The organism is Denitratisoma sp. agr-D3 (genome assembly GCF_054658675.1).
Genome location: NZ_BAAGIA010000005.1, coordinates 124516 through 139567, shown reverse-complemented (window position 1 = coordinate 139567; position 15052 = coordinate 124516). Strand labels below are relative to the sequence as shown.

Here is a 15052-nt window from a genome sequence, read left to right as displayed (position 1 = left end):
TATTCCATGACACCCATCGATACCGCTAAATTCGAGCAATTGCGCGCGACCGGCGAGTTGCCGTCCCCCAAGGGGGCGGCCCTGGCCATCATCCGCCTGACGCAAAAAGAGGATGTGCCCCTCAGCGAGTTGGCCAAAGCCATCGGCGCCGACCCGGCGTTTGCCGGGCGTTTGATCAAGGCGGCCAATTCCGCCCAGGCGGCGGGCCGCCGGCCCGTGGCCTCCATCCCCGATGCGCTGTCGGTACTGGGCATCGCCTCGGTGAGGACCCTGGCCCTGGGCTTCTCCCTGCTGGCCAATTACGGCAGCGGCAAGTGCGAGGCCTTCGATTACCAGTATTTCTGGTCCCATTCCCTGGTGAACGGCCTGGCCCTTCAGGCCCTGATGCAGCGTACCCGTGGCGCCGTGGCGGACGAGGCATTCTGCGTCGGCCTGCTGGCCGGCGTGGGCAACCTGGCGCTGGCCACCCTGTTCCCCGACGAGTATTCGCGGCTGTTGAAGGATTGTGCCGGCCGTGACGCGGAGGTCCTGCTGGCAGCGGAAGAGAAGGTCTTCGCCCTCAACCACGGCCAGTTGGCGGCAGCCATGCTCGGCGACTGGGGACTGCCCCAGGCCTTCACCGACCCCGTGCTGTATTGCGAGACGCCGGACCGGGCCCGCTTCGAGGAAGGCAGCCGGGCCCTGCACCTGACCATGGCCCTGGCCCTGGCCGGCCACGTGGCCGATATCTGCCTGGCGCCGGAAACCGAGTGGCGCCACATGATGCCCAAGCTGTTCATGTTGGCCGGCCGGCTTTCGCTGGACGCCGAGGCCATCATGGTCATTTGCGACAAGGTGGCGAAGGAATGGAAGGAGTGGGGCGCCTTGTTGCACATTCCGGCCAAGGACATGCCCCCCTTCGTCGATCTTTCCAGCATGCCTTCCCCGCCCCAGGTCAGCGATGGGTTGTTGTTGAAGGGCGGCCAGGAGGGCTACCGGCTGCGGGTGCTGCTGGTGGAGGATGACAACGCCACGCGGCTGTTGTTGCGCAAGCTGCTGGCGGACGTGGGGCACGAGGTTTTCGAGGCCGAGGATGGCTTGCGGGGCCTGGAGTTGGCCCGGGAGATCCAGCCGGAAATGGTGATCACCGATTGGATGATGCCGGGCATGAACGGCCCCGAGCTGACCCGCGCCCTGCGCGACTCCCCGTCCGGACGCGGCGTTTACATCATGATCCTGACGGCCCTGGAAACCGACGACGCCCTGGTGGAGGCTTTCGAGTGCGGTGTTGACGACTTCATGACCAAGCCCCTCAACCCCCGGGTATTCACCGCCCGTCTGCGGGCGGGGCAGCGGGTGATCAAGTTACAGAACGAAGTGGAGCGGGATCGGGACGATATCCGCCGTTTTGCCGCCGAACTGGCGGTGACCAATCGCAAATTGCAACAAGTGGCGTTGACCGACTTCCTCACCGGTTTCCCCAACCGGCGTTACGCCATGGCCCGCTTGCAGCAGGATTGGGCGGCCTCGTCCCGTAGCGGCAATCCGTTGGCCTGCCTGGTGATCGACGTGGATAACTTCAAGCCCGTCAACGACAACCATGGCCATGACGTGGGCGACGCGGTGCTCAAGCAAACCGCCCAGGCCATCAAGACCGGCTTGCGGCTGGAGGACGTGGTCTGCCGTTTCGGCGGGGACGAATTCCTGGCCATCTGTCCCAACACCGATCTGGACGCGGCGATGGTCTGTGCCGAGCGGGTACGGCAGGCGGTGGCGGCCCTGAAAGTGGTGGTGGATGGGGGCGTCGTGCGGTGCAGTGTCAGTATCGGCGTGGCGCAGCGACTGCCTGCCATGGCCCGGCCCGACGATTTGATCAAGGCGGCCGACGAGGGCGCCCGCCTGGCCAAGGGCAAAGGTCGCAATTGCACGGTTTCCCTCCAGCTTCCTTCCCTTTCTGCCGTCGATTCATCTGCTAACGGATGACGGAAACCCCCGTGGTTAGCCGATCGGCGAGGTTCTGAACCAGGGATTTCCGGCAGGCTTTGGGGCTTGATTGTTTAATTGGCCGTCACCCCCGCTGGGTAGCATGCACACCTCTTCAGATTGCGGGGAAACAGGTCTGGCGAATACAAAAAAATGATCGACAGCCAGATTCCGGTCTTCGGGCACTTTGCCGTGCAAGCGGTGAAAAGGTAAACCCAATCATGTAGTTGACGCTCTATGTAGGAATATTCCTACATCGGAGGTCTACTGCTTTCCTACGAAATATCCCGCAGTCCACCGCTAGTGCACTTTTTGCGGTGCACCGAGAATGCGCCCGTTGCCTCAATCACTTAGGGGCTAATTCTCAAGGAGTGCACGATGACCGCGACGGACACCTACAACGATATCAAGGAAGTCAATCTCGCCTACCTGATGTTGGCCCAAAGCATGGTCCGGGCCGACCGCGAGGCCGCCATCTTTCGTCTGGGTATCAGCGAGGAAGTGGCTGACATCCTGGATCGCCTGACTCCCGGGCAAGTACTGAAAATGGCCGGTTCCGACATGCTCTTGTGCAGCTTCCGCTTCAACGACAGCCTGTTGCTGAACCTGCTCTCCAATCACGAGCGGGATCGTGGCGTCGGCCATATCCACGCCGCCATCCTCGCCGCCGGCAAGCCGGTGGAAGCCGTCGCCTGAGGCCGCCGCCATGCGTAACAAGTCCGTCATCCTGGAAGCCCGCGACATCCGCCTGGCCATCGAACTGATCGAGCTGGGCGCCCGTCTCCAATTGTTGGAAGCCGAGACCAAGTTGTCCCGGGAACGCTTGTTGAAGCTGTACAAGGAAGTGAAGGGCGAGTCCCCTCCCAAGGGCATGCTGCCTTTCTCCACGGACTGGTTCATGACCTGGCAGCCCAATATCCATGCCTCCTTGTTCATGGCTTACTTCCGCTTCTTCGAGAAAAACACCAATCTCAAGGGCCTGGAGTTGATCATCAAGGCCTATCGCATGTATCTGGAGCAAGTGAAGCGGGGCGGCATGGAAACCGTGCTGTCCCTGACCCGGGCCTGGACCATGGTGCGTTTCTTCGAGGCCAATATGCTGCAAATGGCCACGTGCAAGGAGTGCGGTGGTGAATTCGTGACCCACGCCTTTGATCCGACCAAGGGCTACGTCTGCGGTCTGTGCCACATGCCGGCTCGCGCCGGCAAGACGCGGAAAGTGATTGCGGCTGCCGTATAAGCTATTGATTATTGGCTGTTTCCTTGATGCGGGGTGTCTGCTGTTGTGGCGACACCCCGTTTTGCTTGGGGTTTACCCGGTTGGTGATAGTGCCGAGCCGTGGTTTGAGGCTATTATTGAGCGCTGAGCGTGTCGAAAAGGCGCAGCCTGTCCCGGCTGCATGATGGGTGCTAAGTGGAGGTGTAGATGTTTTTGTTGATCGGCTATGTGGTCATTTTGGCCGCATCGGTAGGCACCTATGCTGTTCACGGAAGTCTGGCCGCCCTGTTCGTGCCCATGGAGTACCTCGCCATCATCGGCTTGATGACGGGCGGCTTCATCGCCGGCAATGGCACCAAGGCAATCAAGGCGACACTGGCGGCATTGCCCTCGGTACTGAAGGGCTCCCATTTCAACAAGGCCTTGTACATGGACTTGTTGGCCATGCTCTACGAAATTCTCTCCAAGGTGCGCAAGGAAGGGTTGATGTCCATCGAGTCGGACGTTGAAAACCCGGAAGGCAGCATCATTTTTTCCAAGTACCCCAATATCGCCCAGGATCACCACGTGATGGACTTCATCACCGACTACCTGCGGATGATGGTGGGCGGTAACTTGAATGCTTTCGAGATCGAGAACCTCATGGACATCGAAATCGAAACCCACCACCAGGAGGCCCACCTGCCGGCCCACATCATGTCGAAGACCGCCGATGGTTTGCCGGCTTTCGGTATCGTGGTGGCGGTGATGGGCGTGGTGAACGTGATGGGCTCCGTGGGCGAGCCGCCGGCGGTGCTGGGCAAGATGATCGGTGGCGCCTTGGTGGGGACCTTCCTCGGTATCCTGGCTTCCTACGGTTTTGTTTCCCCCATCGCCAGCCAGTTGGAGCAGAAGGTGGAAGAGGGCAGCAAAATCTACTCCTGCATCAAGGTGGTGCTGTTGGCCAGCATGAACGGCTACGCTCCCCAGGTGGCCGTGGAATTCGGGCGCAAGGTGCTGTTCTCCAGCGACCGGCCCAGCTTCCGCGAACTAGAAGACGACCTCAAGAGCCGTAAGGGCAAATAAGCCCGCGGGCGACGGGCGGCAGTGCCGTCCGTCGGGAAGCGGTAAGACGATACGGGCAGCTTGACCATGAGCGACGATACCCAACAGCCAATCGTAGTCAAAAAGATCAAGAAGGGCGGCGGCGCGGCCCACGGTGGCGCATGGAAAATCGCCTACGCCGACTTCGTGACCGCGATGATGGCCTTCTTCCTGCTGATGTGGCTGCTGAGTTCCACGTCCCAGGGCGACTTGAAGGGCATCGCCGACTACTTCAACACGCCGCTCAAGGTGGCCTTGTTCGGCGGTTCCGGCGCCGGCGACGAATCGTCCATCATTCAGGGCGGCGGGGAGGACCTCACCCGCTCCCATGGCCAGGTTCAGCGGGGAGATGATGGCGCCAAGCCGAAGGTGGACCTCGACTCTCTGAAGACCGACCTCGAACAATTGGAAAAGAAGCGCCTGGAAAGCCTGAAGGCCGATTTGGAGACCATGATCGACTCCAATCCTTCCCTGAAACAGTACAAGAACCAGTTGTTGCTGGACATCACTTCGGAAGGCCTGCGCATCCAGATCGTGGATGAAAAGAACCGACCCATGTTCGACTCTGCTAGTTCCGAGCTCAAGCCTTACGCCCAGCAGATCCTGCGGGAAATGGGACGCGCATTGAACCGGGTGGAAAACCGGATCTCCCTTTCGGGGCATACCGACGCGACGCCCTATGCCGGCGGCGACAAGGGGTTCGGCAATTGGGAGCTGTCCACCAACCGCGCCAATGCTTCCCGCCGGGAATTGCTGGCCGGGGGCATGGCCGAGAACAAGGTGATGCGGGTAGTCGGGCTGGCTTCCACCATCCTTTACGATAAAACCGATCCCTACAATCCGACCAACCGCCGGATCAGCATCATCGTGATGAACAAAAAAACCGAGGAGGCGATCCTGCGCGACGGTAACGTGACCGAGGTGGGCAGCGGCGGTCGCGCGGCGGAGGCTTTGCAAGGGGCGCCCTAGCGCGGCGCGTCATCACGACGCAGGTACCGGGCATTGCAGTTAACAACAATAAATAACAGCGGGAGAAAAATGGGCGCATACAGGAGGCGCATCGGCAAGGTCGCCATCGCGTTAGCGGCGGCTGCTTGGTCTGCGCTCGTGATCTCGTCCGGCATGTCGAGCGGCATTGCTGCGCCAGGGGCGGTGTGCGTTGTCGTGGCCACGGTATTTTTGTTCCGTTTGAATCCGGGCCTCCCTTCCTGTCTGCTTGATGCCCAAGCTGGGCGCAATGGCCATGCTGTTCCCGTGACTAAGCTGGGGCGGACTTTCGACCACAACCGACGGGCAATGGCGTTCTCGACGACAGAGGTGACGGCGTGATTACAGGACAAAAAGACGACCGCGAATTCGTGTTCACCGACGCCGACTTCGAGCGGGTGCGCAAACTTATTTACGACCATGCGGGCATCGCCTTGGCCCCCATCAAACGGGACATGGTTTACAGCCGTCTGGTCCGGCGCTTGCGGGCCCTGGGGCTGCCTTCCTTCGCCCAGTATCTGACGGTTCTGGAAAAGGGCGATGCGAAGGAATGGGAAATCTTTGTGAATTCCCTGACCACCAACCTGACTTATTTTTTCCGCGAGGCCCATCATTTCGACGTGTTGGCCCAGCACATGAAGGAGAGCCGGCAGCGGCCCTATCGGATCTGGTGTTCCGCCGCATCCACCGGCGAGGAGCCTTACTCCCTGGCGATGACCGCCTGCGAGGCTTTCAATACCCTGAATCCACCGGTGTCGATCATCGCCAGCGACATCGACACCAGCGTTCTGAACACGGCACGACAAGGCGTCTATGGGCGGGATCGCACGGAAAAACTATCGCCTAACCGTCTGCAAAAATTCTTCATCAAGGACGCCAGCGGCAAGGAGGGACTGTCCCGGGTCCGGCCCGAGCTACAGGCATTGATCACCTACCAGCGCGTCAATTTGCTGGATGCCCGCTATGCAGGCGTCGAGGGTCCCTTCGATGCCTTATTCTGTCGGAATGTGATGATTTATTTCGACAAGCAGACGCAATACGCGATCCTGAAGAAATTCAAACCCCTGCTCAAGGCCGATGGCCTGTTGTTCGCCGGGCACTCCGAAAGTTTTCTCCATGCGGCCGACCTGTTCCACTCCCTGGGCAAGACGGTGTACGAACACACCGAGAGAAAACGCAAGAGTGGTGAGTCGGCGTGAACCTCGGTGCTGATCTGGCCATGGGCCGCCGCACCCAGGGCGGTGCCGATCCCTGCGCGCCATCGGCGTCATTCGCCGTCATGCCATGCCGCCCGCAGGCATTGTGGAACCCTTCAATTAGGAAATAGACGTGCCCATCAAGGTTTTGGTTGTCGATGACTCTGCGTTGATGCGTCGCTTGCTGACCGAGATCATCGGCGCCGCGCCGGATATCGAGGTCGTGGGGGCTGCTCCCGACCCCCTCATCGCCCAGGAGATGATCAAGGAACTCAATCCCGACGTGCTGACCCTGGACGTCGAAATGCCCAAGATGGACGGGCTGGAATTCCTGGCGCGGCTGATGAAGCTCCGGCCCATGCCGGTGATCATGATTTCCTCCCTGACGGCTCGGGGCTCCGACGCAACCCTGCAGGCCCTTGAGCTTGGGGCGGTGGATTTTGTGGCGAAGCCCCACGGGGAAAATCCGGCGGCCCTGTCGGCCTATGGGGACGATATCCGCGACAAGATCCGCGCCGCCTATGCCACCCCGCGCCGTCGGCCAACCCCCGATTCCGCCACGGCGTCCCCTCCGGGCAAGGATGATGGCGGCAGTCGATTGCCGGCTAAGGTGCTGACGGATAAGGTGATTGCCATCGGCGCCTCGACGGGGGGGACCGAGGCGATCAAGACCGTGTTGACCGCCCTGCCCGCGGAAATGCCGCCGATCGTCATGGTCCAGCACATGCCGGAAACCTTCACCCCATCGTTTGCCCAGCGCCTGAATACCCTGTCCAAGTTGACGGTGGTGGAGTCCAAGGGCGGGGAAAAGCTGCAACCGGGCCACGCCTATTTGGCGCCGGGCCATTCCCACTTGTTGATCCGCCGCCAGGGCGCGGGCTACGTCACGGAGTTGGCCCGCACCGAGCCAGTCAATCGGCATCGGCCCGCCGCCGATGTGCTTTTCCGTGCTGTAGCCGCCGAAGCTGGGCGTAATGCCCTGGGCGTCATCCTCACCGGGATGGGCCGGGATGGCGCCGAAGGCCTGGTATCCATGCACCAATCCGGTTCCTGGAATATCGGCCAGGACAAGGACAGTTGCGTGGTTTATGGCATGCCCCGGGCTGCCGCTGAATTGGGCGCCCTGGATGATGTGGCGCCCTTGACCGAGATCGCCGGAAGGTTGCTGGCCCGCTTGCGCAAGGGCTGAGGCCGCGGGGTATACTTGAAGCCATAAATAGATGCATTTTCAGGAGTAACTCATGCAGACCAGTGTGACAACCGCTGATGGCCGTGCCGTGGTTCGGTTGCAGGGCCGGTTCGATTTCAACAGCCACCGCGAATTCCGTGAATGCGTGGAAGGTGTGTTGCCGTTGATGTCGGTGCGGGAAATCTCGGTCGATATGGCAGGAGTGGACTATCTGGATAGCTCGGCCTTGGGCATGTTGCTGATGTTGCGCGACAAGGCCCGCGGCACGAGCAAGGAAGTGACCCTGGTGAACTGCAAAGGCGCCGTACGTCAGGTGCTGGATATCGCCAATTTCGGCAAATTGTTCGCCATATCCTAAGTGCGACGGGGAGAGGGGGCATGAATATCCTCCTCGTAGCGGCAGCCTCCTCCCATGAAGGATTGGTTGCCGAGCTGAACCGGACCGGGCATGTCGTCGTCCGTCACGCCACGGTTGCCGATGGCGTCCAGCTACCCCCGGAAACAGATGCCGTGCTGGCGGATGCGGCATGGGTAGAGGGAAAAGCCCTTTCAGGTTTATTTGACGCATGCCGGCAGAGCGGACTTTTCTGCCTGCTGCTGGGGGCGGATCAGACGCCCGACGCCAATCACGTGCTTCCCTTGCCCGCTCCGGTTTCCACGGCGCCAGTGCTTGCGCTGCTGGCCCTGGTCGAGGCCAATCGCGCCCATGACCGTACCCATGCCCAATTGGTCCGACAGGTGGGCGAGCTTGAGTGCCTGATCGATGGCGAGCATCGCCTGGTGCGGCAGATGCTCGATCAATTCATCAACGGCGAGCGGCCAGTCGATCGGGCAGTCCGCTATTGGAGCCGCTCCAGTGACGTGCTGGGCAGCGATTTTCTCCTGGTTGCCCGGACGCCGGCCCAGGGGCTGCATGTCATGTACGTGGATGACATGCGGCGCAATACCCTTGCCGCTGTCAGTGCCTTCCCCGTGATTGCTCCGTTTTACCGGATGACGGAAAAAGGCTACGGGATCGACGCCATCTTGCGCGAGGCCAATGCCCGCTTGTTCCGGTTTTATCCCGACGGCCACCCCTTGTCGGTATCCATGGTGTCCGTAGACTTCAATGATGGGGTCATCCAGGTGTGGAATAGCGGGGCGTCGGTACCCATCCTCATTGCCCCCCAGGGCGGGGTGTCCTTTCCCACCAAGGTACATCCGGGCTTGGGAGTTGTCGCGCCAGAGCAGTTCGTCGTGGAAGCCGAGGTATGGACATCCCTGGGGGTGGAGTACCTGGCCCTGGGGTCCCGTGCCTTATTGCACCAGATCGGCGCGGGCTCGGCCGAGGATTTCCTCGGCTGGCTGCGCCAGCAGGGCTATCCCGAATTCAGCGCCTGGGCGGGCACAGGATTTCCCCCGTCATCGGCCATCCAGGGCGATGCATCCCTGTTGCTGGTGGATTGCCGCAAGCATGCGGCGCCGCTCCAAGAACGGGTCGTGGCCCAGCGGGGCAGCACCGATGGCGGCGAATGGTCCCTGAATCTGTCCATCGGTCCCGAGGAAATGCGCACGGTGGACGTCGTCCCCCTGCTGCTGGGTGGGGTCGGGCAGTTCGTCTCCACCCGGGCCATGGGCGGCGTGCTGTTTGTCATTTTGTCCGAGCTCTACAACAACGCCCTGGATCACGGCGTGCTGGGCATGGATTCCACCCTCAAGCTGGGGCCGGATGGCATGGGTATTTTCCTTGAGGAACGGTCGCGGCGCCTCTCCGCGCTGGGGCATGGGCGTATTGATTTGTCCTTGAGCCAGACAATGGGGCCGGATGGCCCCCTGTTGACGATTACCTGCACCGATAGCGGCCCAGGTTTCGACCATGGCCGGCTGAACCTGGTGCAGGCCACCGAGGACAACCCCCTGCCCTACGGGCGGGGCCTGGCCCTGGTGGCCTCCTTGACCACCGGTATGGAGTTCAACCGGGAAGGCAACCAGATCCGTGTCCGCTTGCCGGTCATGATGGATGACTTGAGCGGAAGCAAGCTATCCTCATAGCTGTGCAGGTGAGGGGGCGGACAAGGCTTGGGCTCCCGCGAAAAAAAGTGAAAATCGCGTAAGATTGCCATCTGGTGCGACAAGCCGCAGAACGGCGGCTTTCGTTGAAAGGCTAAGAAATGTCCGAATTACTGAAAAATATCGATGCTCGTACCCGTTTGGCCGGGACAAATAAGCTGGAAATCCTGCTTTTTTCCCTCGGCACCGACCAGCGTACGGGGCGTAAGGAAACATTTGGCATTAACGTGTTCAAGGTCCGCGAAGTGATGCGGACTCCCCAGATCACGTCGGCGCCGGATATGCCGAGTTCCGTCAAGGGCATGGTCAGCTTGCGTGGTGCCCTGGTGCCGGTGGTTGATCTGGCCCAATACGTCGAAATGGACTCTTCCGCGACCCGGGACATCATGATTGTGACGGAATATGCCGGTCATACCCAGGGCTTCCTAGTGGAGTCGGTGGATACCATCCTCCGCCTGGACTGGTCCCAGATGCGTGTCCCGCCCGAAATGCTGACCAGCAACCTGGGCGGATTGGTGACCGCGGTAACCGAATTGCCCGATGGCCGCCTGGTCATGCTGCTCGACGTGGAGCGCGTGCTGGCGGAAACCACCAAGTACGATGACCAGTTCCTGTTCAAGGCCATCAAACCCTTGGAAAACAACGACTTCACCGTTTTCTACGCGGATGACTCTTCCGTCGCCCGCAACCAGATCGAGCGGACCTTGACCGCGCTGGGCGTCAAGCACATCGGCGCCATCAATGGCCGGGCCGCCTGGGATGAACTCCAAAAGATCGCCAACCATGCGGAGGCTGCCGGTCGCCGCGTGCGGGATATTCTCCAGTTGGTCCTGACCGACGTGGAAATGCCCGAAATGGACGGTTACATCCTGACCAAGCATATCAAGTCCGACCCCCGCTTTGCCGGAGTGCCGGTCCTGATGCATTCCTCGCTTTCCTCCTTGTCCAATCAACAATTGGGCATTTCCGTCGGCGTCGATGAATATGTGGCCAAATTCGAGCCGCAACGCTTGGCCGACACCTTGACCCGCATCCTGCGCCAGAGTGCCGCGGCCAGCGCCGCCAGCGCCGCCGCGGCGGCGAACGCCTGAGGGGAGTAAACCATGAACGCTGTTGTTTCTGCCGCCAACGCTGACAATCCCAACAATTCCCTGCTGGATACGGTCGATGCCCGTACCAAGCTGGCGGGGTCCAATCGGATGGAGATTCTGCTATTCGAACTGGGTACCCACGAAATCTTCGGCATCAACGTCTTCAAGGTCCGCGAGGTCAGCAAAACCCCGTCGATCACCAAGACCCCGAATATGCCGGCAGGCGTGGAAGGTTTGATCAGCCTGCGTGGCAACGTTATTCCTGTGGTTTCCCTTTCCCGTGCCATGGGCCTGGGCGACGCCCCGCCGGGGCTGGGCCAGTCGATGATGGTCACCGAGTACAGCAAGCGCACCCTGGGCTTTCTGGTCCACGGCGTGGATCGCATTATTCGCGTGGAATGGGACAAGGTGCGGGCTCCCGAGGCCGTCACCAGCGGTGCCCATGCCTACATCACCGCCATCACCGAGCTGCCCGACGGCAAGCTGGTCTCCATCGTCGATGTGGAGCAGATCATGGCCAACACCTTCGGCGAAGCCATGGTGGGGCAGATCGAGCCGATCCATGACGCCCATGAACTCAACGTGTTCTTCGTGGATGACTCCTCCGTCGCCCGCAAGAAGATTGCCGAGGTGCTGGACAAGCTTGGCGTCAAGCACAAGCATGCGCAGAACGGCATGGAAGCCTGGACCCGCCTGGCCGGCATGGCCGCCGCTGCGCAGCAGACCGGCCGCGCCGTCCATGACGAATTGGACCTGATCCTGGTGGACGCCGAAATGCCGGAAATGGACGGTTACGTGCTGACCAAGAACATCAAGTCCGACGTCCGTTTCGAAGGTATTCCGGTGGTGATGCACTCCTCCCTCTCTTCCGAGGCCAACCGGGCCATGGGCAAGAGCGTGGGGGTGGATCAGTACGTGGCCAAATTTGATGCCGACGCATTGGCGGATACCCTGCGTCCCCTGTTGTTGAAATCCCAAAGAGACTGAAACCTGGAGAATTTTTAATGCCCGCGGATCCGAGCAAGATCAAGTTTCTGGTGGTGGACGACTTTTCCACCATGCGTCGCATTGTCCGTAACCTTCTCAAGGAGTTGGGCTTCACCAATGTGGAAGAGGCGGAAGACGGTGCCATTGCCCTGCAAAAGCTCAAGGCCGGCAGTTTCGATTTCGTCGTCTCCGACTGGAACATGCCGAACATGGACGGCCTGACCCTGTTGCAGACTGTCCGTGCCGACCCCGCCCTCAAGCATCTGCCGGTGTTGATGATTACCGCCGAGGCGAAGAAGGAAAACATCATTGCCGCGGCTCAGGCTGGCGCGTCTGGCTATATCGTCAAGCCCTTCACGGCAGCCACCCTGAACGAGAAGATGACCAAGATCTTCGAAAAGATGGGAGTCTGAATCCATCATGGTCAAACCCGTCAAATTTGATGAGTCGGGCGACTCCGACGACCTCCAGGCGTTGTTCGATACGATCGCCAGCCCCCCGGCAGCCCCGACCGCACCGGTCGTCGAGCCCGATGCCTCCGGCGATTCCGACGATCTGCAAGCCCTCTTCGACAGCGTGTCGGCCGATGTGGCTGAGCCGGGAACCCCCGCGCCCGCGCCGAGCGGCTCCCATGACGAAGTGGTGTTCAACCGCCTGGGCAACCTGGCGCGGCAGCTCCACGACAGCATGCGGGAGTTGGGCTACGACAAGATGCTGGAGGAATCCGCCCGGCAGATGGTGCCTGATGCGCGGCAACGGCTGAATTACATCGCCCAAATGACCGAGCAGGCGGCAAGCCGCGTGCTCAACGCCGCCGAAACCGCCAAACCCATGCAGGACGAACTGCTGGCCGGCAGCGAAGGCTTGGCCGCGCGCTGGGACCGTATGTTCGCCAACCAGTTGTCGGTGGACGACTTCAAGGCGCTGGCGGCCGATACCCGGGCTTATTTCCATGACAGCCCGACGAAGATCAAGGCGGTCAATGCCCAGTTGATGGAAATCGTCATGGCCCAGGACTTCCAGGATTTGACGGGGCAGGTCATCAAGAAAGTGGTGGAGATCGCCCAGAACCTGGAAAGCCAGTTGTTGGCCGTGTTGATCGAAGCGATGCCCCAGGAGCGGAAAGCAGAGGCGCCCGAAGGCCTGTTGAACGGCCCCGTCATCAATGCCGACGGCCGTACCGATGTGGTGACCACCCAATCCCAGGTGGACGAATTGCTGGAAAGCCTGGGCTTCTAAGCCCGGCGGACCGATAAGAAGGAGCGGAAAATGAGCGACTTTCAAGGAATGGAAGACCTTCTCCAGGATTTCCTGGTGGAAGCGACGGACTTGCTGTCCGGCGTCGACAACAAGCTGGTGGACCTGGAGCAAAACCCCCAGGACAAGGGCTTGCTCAACGACATTTTCCGCGGCTTCCACACCATCAAGGGCGGTGCCGGTTTTCTCAATGCCACTGAACTGGTCACCCTGTGCCACTTGACGGAAAACCTGTTCGACCTGCTGCGTACCGGCGAAATGGACGTGTCCCCGGAGATGATGGACGTCATCCTCGATGCCACCGGTACCGTGCGGGAAATGTTCAGCTCCCTCGAGGGCGGCGTACAGCCCCGTCCTGCCGATCCCAACCTGATTGCCCGCCTCAAGGCCGCCATTGCCGGCGAATTGAAGGCCGGCAGCGCCCCGGCCGCAGCCCCTGCTGCGCCGGCCGCACCGGTGGCGCCCGCAGCGCCGGCGGGTGAAGGCGCCCCCAACTGGAACCAGATGTATTCTGCCGTCACCGGCGCGCCTGCCGCGCCCGAAGCTGCGGCTCCCGCCGCCGGGACCGCGGTCGCGCTGCACCACGACGTCAAGGGTGAGTCCCCCGACCAGATCATCAAGGCCGCCATCGGCCGTCGCGCCACCGACAAGCCGAGCAATGCGCCGGTCGTGGGCCGTCGTGATTCCGAAAAGAGCCGCGACAATTCCATCCGCGTCGACACAACCCGGCTGGACCAGGTGCTCAACCTGTCCGGCGAAATCGGCTTGACCAAGAACCGGCTCAATTCGCTGCGCTCCGACATCCTCAACGGCCGCAACGACACCGATACCCTGCATGCCTTGGACCAGGCCGTCAGCCAGCTCGACCTGCTGGTGTCGGATTTGCAGAACGCGGTCATGAAGACCCGCATGCAGCCCATCGGTCGCCTGTTCCAGAAGTATCCCCGGATCGCCCGCGACCTGGCCCGCTCCCTGGGCAAGGATGTGGAACTGCAATTGGTCGGTGAAGAAACCGAAATCGACAAGACCATGATCGAGGATCTGTCCGATCCCATCATCCACTTGATCCGCAACGCGGTGGACCACGGCATCGAACCCACCGAGGATCGGGTCGCCGCCGGCAAGTCCCTCAAGTCCCAGGTTCGCCTGGAGGCCCGTCAGGAAGGCGACCACATCGTCCTGATCGTGGCCGACGACGGCCGTGGCATGAACCCGGAAAAACTGCGCGCCAAGGCCTTGCAGAAGGGCTTGATCACTGACGAAGAAGCCAACACCATGGACGAACGTCAGAGCTATAACCTGATTTTCCTCCCCGGCTTCTCCACCAAGGATGTGGCTTCCGACGTGTCGGGCCGTGGCGTGGGCATGGACGTGGTCAAGACCAACATCCAGAAGCTCAACGGTTCCATCGACATCAAGTCCCAACAGGGCAAGGGCACGACCTTCATCATTTCCCTGCCCCTGACCCTGGCCATCCTGCCGGTGTTGCTGGTGCAGTTGGAAGAGCAGCCTTTCGCCGTGCCCCTTTCCATGGTGCGGGAAATCCTGCCGATCGAAATCAATGCCGTCCAGGAAGTCGGCGGGCGCGCCACCATGGTGGTGCGGGGCGAAGTGATGCCCATCTATCCCCTGTCCTACCTCGTCGGCTGGCCGGCCAACCGCATCCCCGGCTACGGCGTGCTGATGCAGACGGCGGAACACACTTTCATCCTCGCCATTGACGGTTTCATGGGCCGCGAAGACGCCGTGATCAAGTCCCTCGACGACTTCCGTCCCAAGGGCGTGGCCGGGGTGACCACCCTGTCCAATGGCCAGATCGTGCTGATCCTGGACATGAAGGAACTGCTGGTGGCCTTGGGCGAAGGCCGCGGCGTACCGCGTTCTTCCCTGCTGCCGGTGGAGGTTGCCGCCGCCTAAGTTTTACGGGCCGGTAGCTCAGCTGGGAGAGCGTCGCGTTCGCAATGCGAAGGTCGAGGGTTCGATCCCCTTCCGGTCCACCAGGTAAAACGAAAAAGCCTGACGCATTGTAGCT

General features: G+C 61.2%; 15 protein-coding genes and 1 tRNA gene. 15 read left to right on the top strand and 1 reads right to left on the bottom strand.

Annotation, left to right across the window (positions count from 1 at the left end; genetic code table 11):
* Window positions 1-6: 6 nt before the first annotated feature.
* The 5 genes from ACYQ2U_RS14345 (at window position 7) to motB (ending at window position 5233) form a co-directional block, all read left to right on the top strand.
* On the top strand, window positions 7-1962 hold the full coding sequence (locus ACYQ2U_RS14345; RefSeq protein WP_459951071.1) for a GGDEF domain-containing response regulator: 1956 nt from the start codon (window positions 7-9) through the stop codon (window positions 1960-1962).
* Window positions 1963-2340: 378 nt separating this feature from the next.
* Window positions 2341-2658: a flagellar transcriptional regulator FlhD gene (gene flhD, locus ACYQ2U_RS14340; protein WP_459951070.1), complete on the top strand. Its 318-nt coding sequence runs from the start codon at window positions 2341-2343 to the stop codon at window positions 2656-2658.
* A gap of 10 nt (window positions 2659-2668) precedes the next feature.
* A complete protein-coding gene (flhC, locus tag ACYQ2U_RS14335) occupies window positions 2669-3202 on the top strand; it encodes a flagellar transcriptional regulator FlhC (protein ID WP_459951069.1) in 534 nt (177 codons plus the stop codon).
* 186 nt (window positions 3203-3388) lie between these two features.
* Window positions 3389-4246: a flagellar motor stator protein MotA gene (gene motA / locus ACYQ2U_RS14330; protein WP_459951068.1), complete on the top strand. Its 858-nt coding sequence runs from the start codon at window positions 3389-3391 to the stop codon at window positions 4244-4246.
* Between the two features lie 66 nt (window positions 4247-4312).
* Complete coding sequence (motB, locus tag ACYQ2U_RS14325) at window positions 4313-5233, top strand: flagellar motor protein MotB (RefSeq protein ID WP_459951067.1); 921 nt, start codon at window positions 4313-4315, stop codon at window positions 5231-5233.
* On the opposite strand, the gene ACYQ2U_RS14320 is transcribed toward motB, so the two are convergent.
* Entirely contained in the window at window positions 5230-5400 is a 171-nt protein-coding gene (locus tag ACYQ2U_RS14320; RefSeq protein WP_459951066.1) for a hypothetical protein, read from the bottom strand. The two genes, motB and ACYQ2U_RS14320, sit on opposite strands and share 4 nt — an antisense overlap.
* Before the next feature lie 189 nt (window positions 5401-5589).
* Here ACYQ2U_RS14320 and ACYQ2U_RS14315 point away from each other — a divergent pair, with 189 nt between their 5' ends.
* The 10 genes from ACYQ2U_RS14315 to ACYQ2U_RS14270 all read left to right on the top strand — a co-directional run bounded on the left by ACYQ2U_RS14315 (window position 5590) and on the right by ACYQ2U_RS14270 (window position 15020).
* Window positions 5590-6450: a CheR family methyltransferase gene (locus ACYQ2U_RS14315; RefSeq protein ID WP_459951065.1), complete on the top strand. Its 861-nt coding sequence runs from the start codon at window positions 5590-5592 to the stop codon at window positions 6448-6450.
* A gap of 130 nt (window positions 6451-6580) precedes the next feature.
* Window positions 6581-7636 (top strand): protein-glutamate methylesterase/protein-glutamine glutaminase, encoded by a 1056-nt coding sequence (locus ACYQ2U_RS14310; RefSeq protein ID WP_459951064.1) that lies wholly within the window; start codon window positions 6581-6583, stop codon window positions 7634-7636.
* A 52-nt stretch (window positions 7637-7688) separates the two neighbouring features.
* On the top strand, window positions 7689-7994 hold the full coding sequence (locus ACYQ2U_RS14305; protein WP_459951063.1) for an STAS domain-containing protein: 306 nt from the start codon (window positions 7689-7691) through the stop codon (window positions 7992-7994).
* Window positions 7995-8014: 20 nt separating this feature from the next.
* Entirely contained in the window at window positions 8015-9667 is a 1653-nt protein-coding gene (locus ACYQ2U_RS14300; protein ID WP_459951062.1) for an ATP-binding protein, read from the top strand.
* A gap of 119 nt (window positions 9668-9786) precedes the next feature.
* Window positions 9787-10776 carry a chemotaxis protein gene (locus ACYQ2U_RS14295; protein ID WP_459951061.1) on the top strand — a complete coding sequence of 330 codons (990 nt, stop codon included), beginning with the start codon at window positions 9787-9789 and terminating at the stop codon, window positions 10774-10776.
* Window positions 10777-10788: 12 nt separating this feature from the next.
* A complete protein-coding gene (locus ACYQ2U_RS14290; protein ID WP_459951060.1) occupies window positions 10789-11763 on the top strand; it encodes a chemotaxis protein in 975 nt (324 codons plus the stop codon).
* 17 nt (window positions 11764-11780) lie between these two features.
* Window positions 11781-12176, top strand: coding sequence for a chemotaxis response regulator CheY (cheY, locus tag ACYQ2U_RS14285; protein WP_459951059.1), 396 nt, complete (start codon window positions 11781-11783; stop codon window positions 12174-12176).
* A gap of 7 nt (window positions 12177-12183) precedes the next feature.
* A complete protein-coding gene (cheZ, locus tag ACYQ2U_RS14280; protein ID WP_459951058.1) occupies window positions 12184-13002 on the top strand; it encodes a protein phosphatase CheZ in 819 nt (272 codons plus the stop codon).
* A 30-nt stretch (window positions 13003-13032) separates the two neighbouring features.
* Window positions 13033-14937, top strand: a complete 1905-nt coding sequence (locus tag ACYQ2U_RS14275; RefSeq protein WP_459951057.1) for a chemotaxis protein CheA — start codon at window positions 13033-13035, stop codon at window positions 14935-14937.
* 7 nt (window positions 14938-14944) lie between these two features.
* Window positions 14945-15020, top strand: a tRNA-Ala gene (locus tag ACYQ2U_RS14270).
* Window positions 15021-15052 lie beyond the last annotated feature (32 nt).

What these genes read in the sequence shown, in the direction of transcription:
- ACYQ2U_RS14345 (WP_459951071.1), top strand. Translation starts at nt 7, where the DNA reads ATGACACCCATCGATACCGCTAAATTCGAGCAATTGCGCGCGACCGGC.
- flhD (WP_459951070.1), top strand. Translation starts at nt 2,341, where the DNA reads ATGACCGCGACGGACACCTACAACGATATCAAGGAAGTCAATCTCGCC.
- flhC (WP_459951069.1), top strand. Translation starts at nt 2,669, where the DNA reads ATGCGTAACAAGTCCGTCATCCTGGAAGCCCGCGACATCCGCCTGGCC.
- motA (WP_459951068.1), top strand. Translation starts at nt 3,389, where the DNA reads ATGTTTTTGTTGATCGGCTATGTGGTCATTTTGGCCGCATCGGTAGGC.
- motB (WP_459951067.1), top strand. Translation starts at nt 4,313, where the DNA reads ATGAGCGACGATACCCAACAGCCAATCGTAGTCAAAAAGATCAAGAAG.
- ACYQ2U_RS14320 (WP_459951066.1), bottom strand. Translation starts at nt 5,400, where the DNA reads ATGCCGCTCGACATGCCGGACGAGATCACGAGCGCAGACCAAGCAGCC.
- ACYQ2U_RS14305 (WP_459951063.1), top strand. Translation starts at nt 7,689, where the DNA reads ATGCAGACCAGTGTGACAACCGCTGATGGCCGTGCCGTGGTTCGGTTG.
- ACYQ2U_RS14300 (WP_459951062.1), top strand. Translation starts at nt 8,015, where the DNA reads ATGAATATCCTCCTCGTAGCGGCAGCCTCCTCCCATGAAGGATTGGTT.
- ACYQ2U_RS14295 (WP_459951061.1), top strand. Translation starts at nt 9,787, where the DNA reads ATGTCCGAATTACTGAAAAATATCGATGCTCGTACCCGTTTGGCCGGG.
- ACYQ2U_RS14290 (WP_459951060.1), top strand. Translation starts at nt 10,789, where the DNA reads ATGAACGCTGTTGTTTCTGCCGCCAACGCTGACAATCCCAACAATTCC.
- cheY (WP_459951059.1), top strand. Translation starts at nt 11,781, where the DNA reads ATGCCCGCGGATCCGAGCAAGATCAAGTTTCTGGTGGTGGACGACTTT.
- cheZ (WP_459951058.1), top strand. Translation starts at nt 12,184, where the DNA reads ATGGTCAAACCCGTCAAATTTGATGAGTCGGGCGACTCCGACGACCTC.
- ACYQ2U_RS14275 (WP_459951057.1), top strand. Translation starts at nt 13,033, where the DNA reads ATGAGCGACTTTCAAGGAATGGAAGACCTTCTCCAGGATTTCCTGGTG.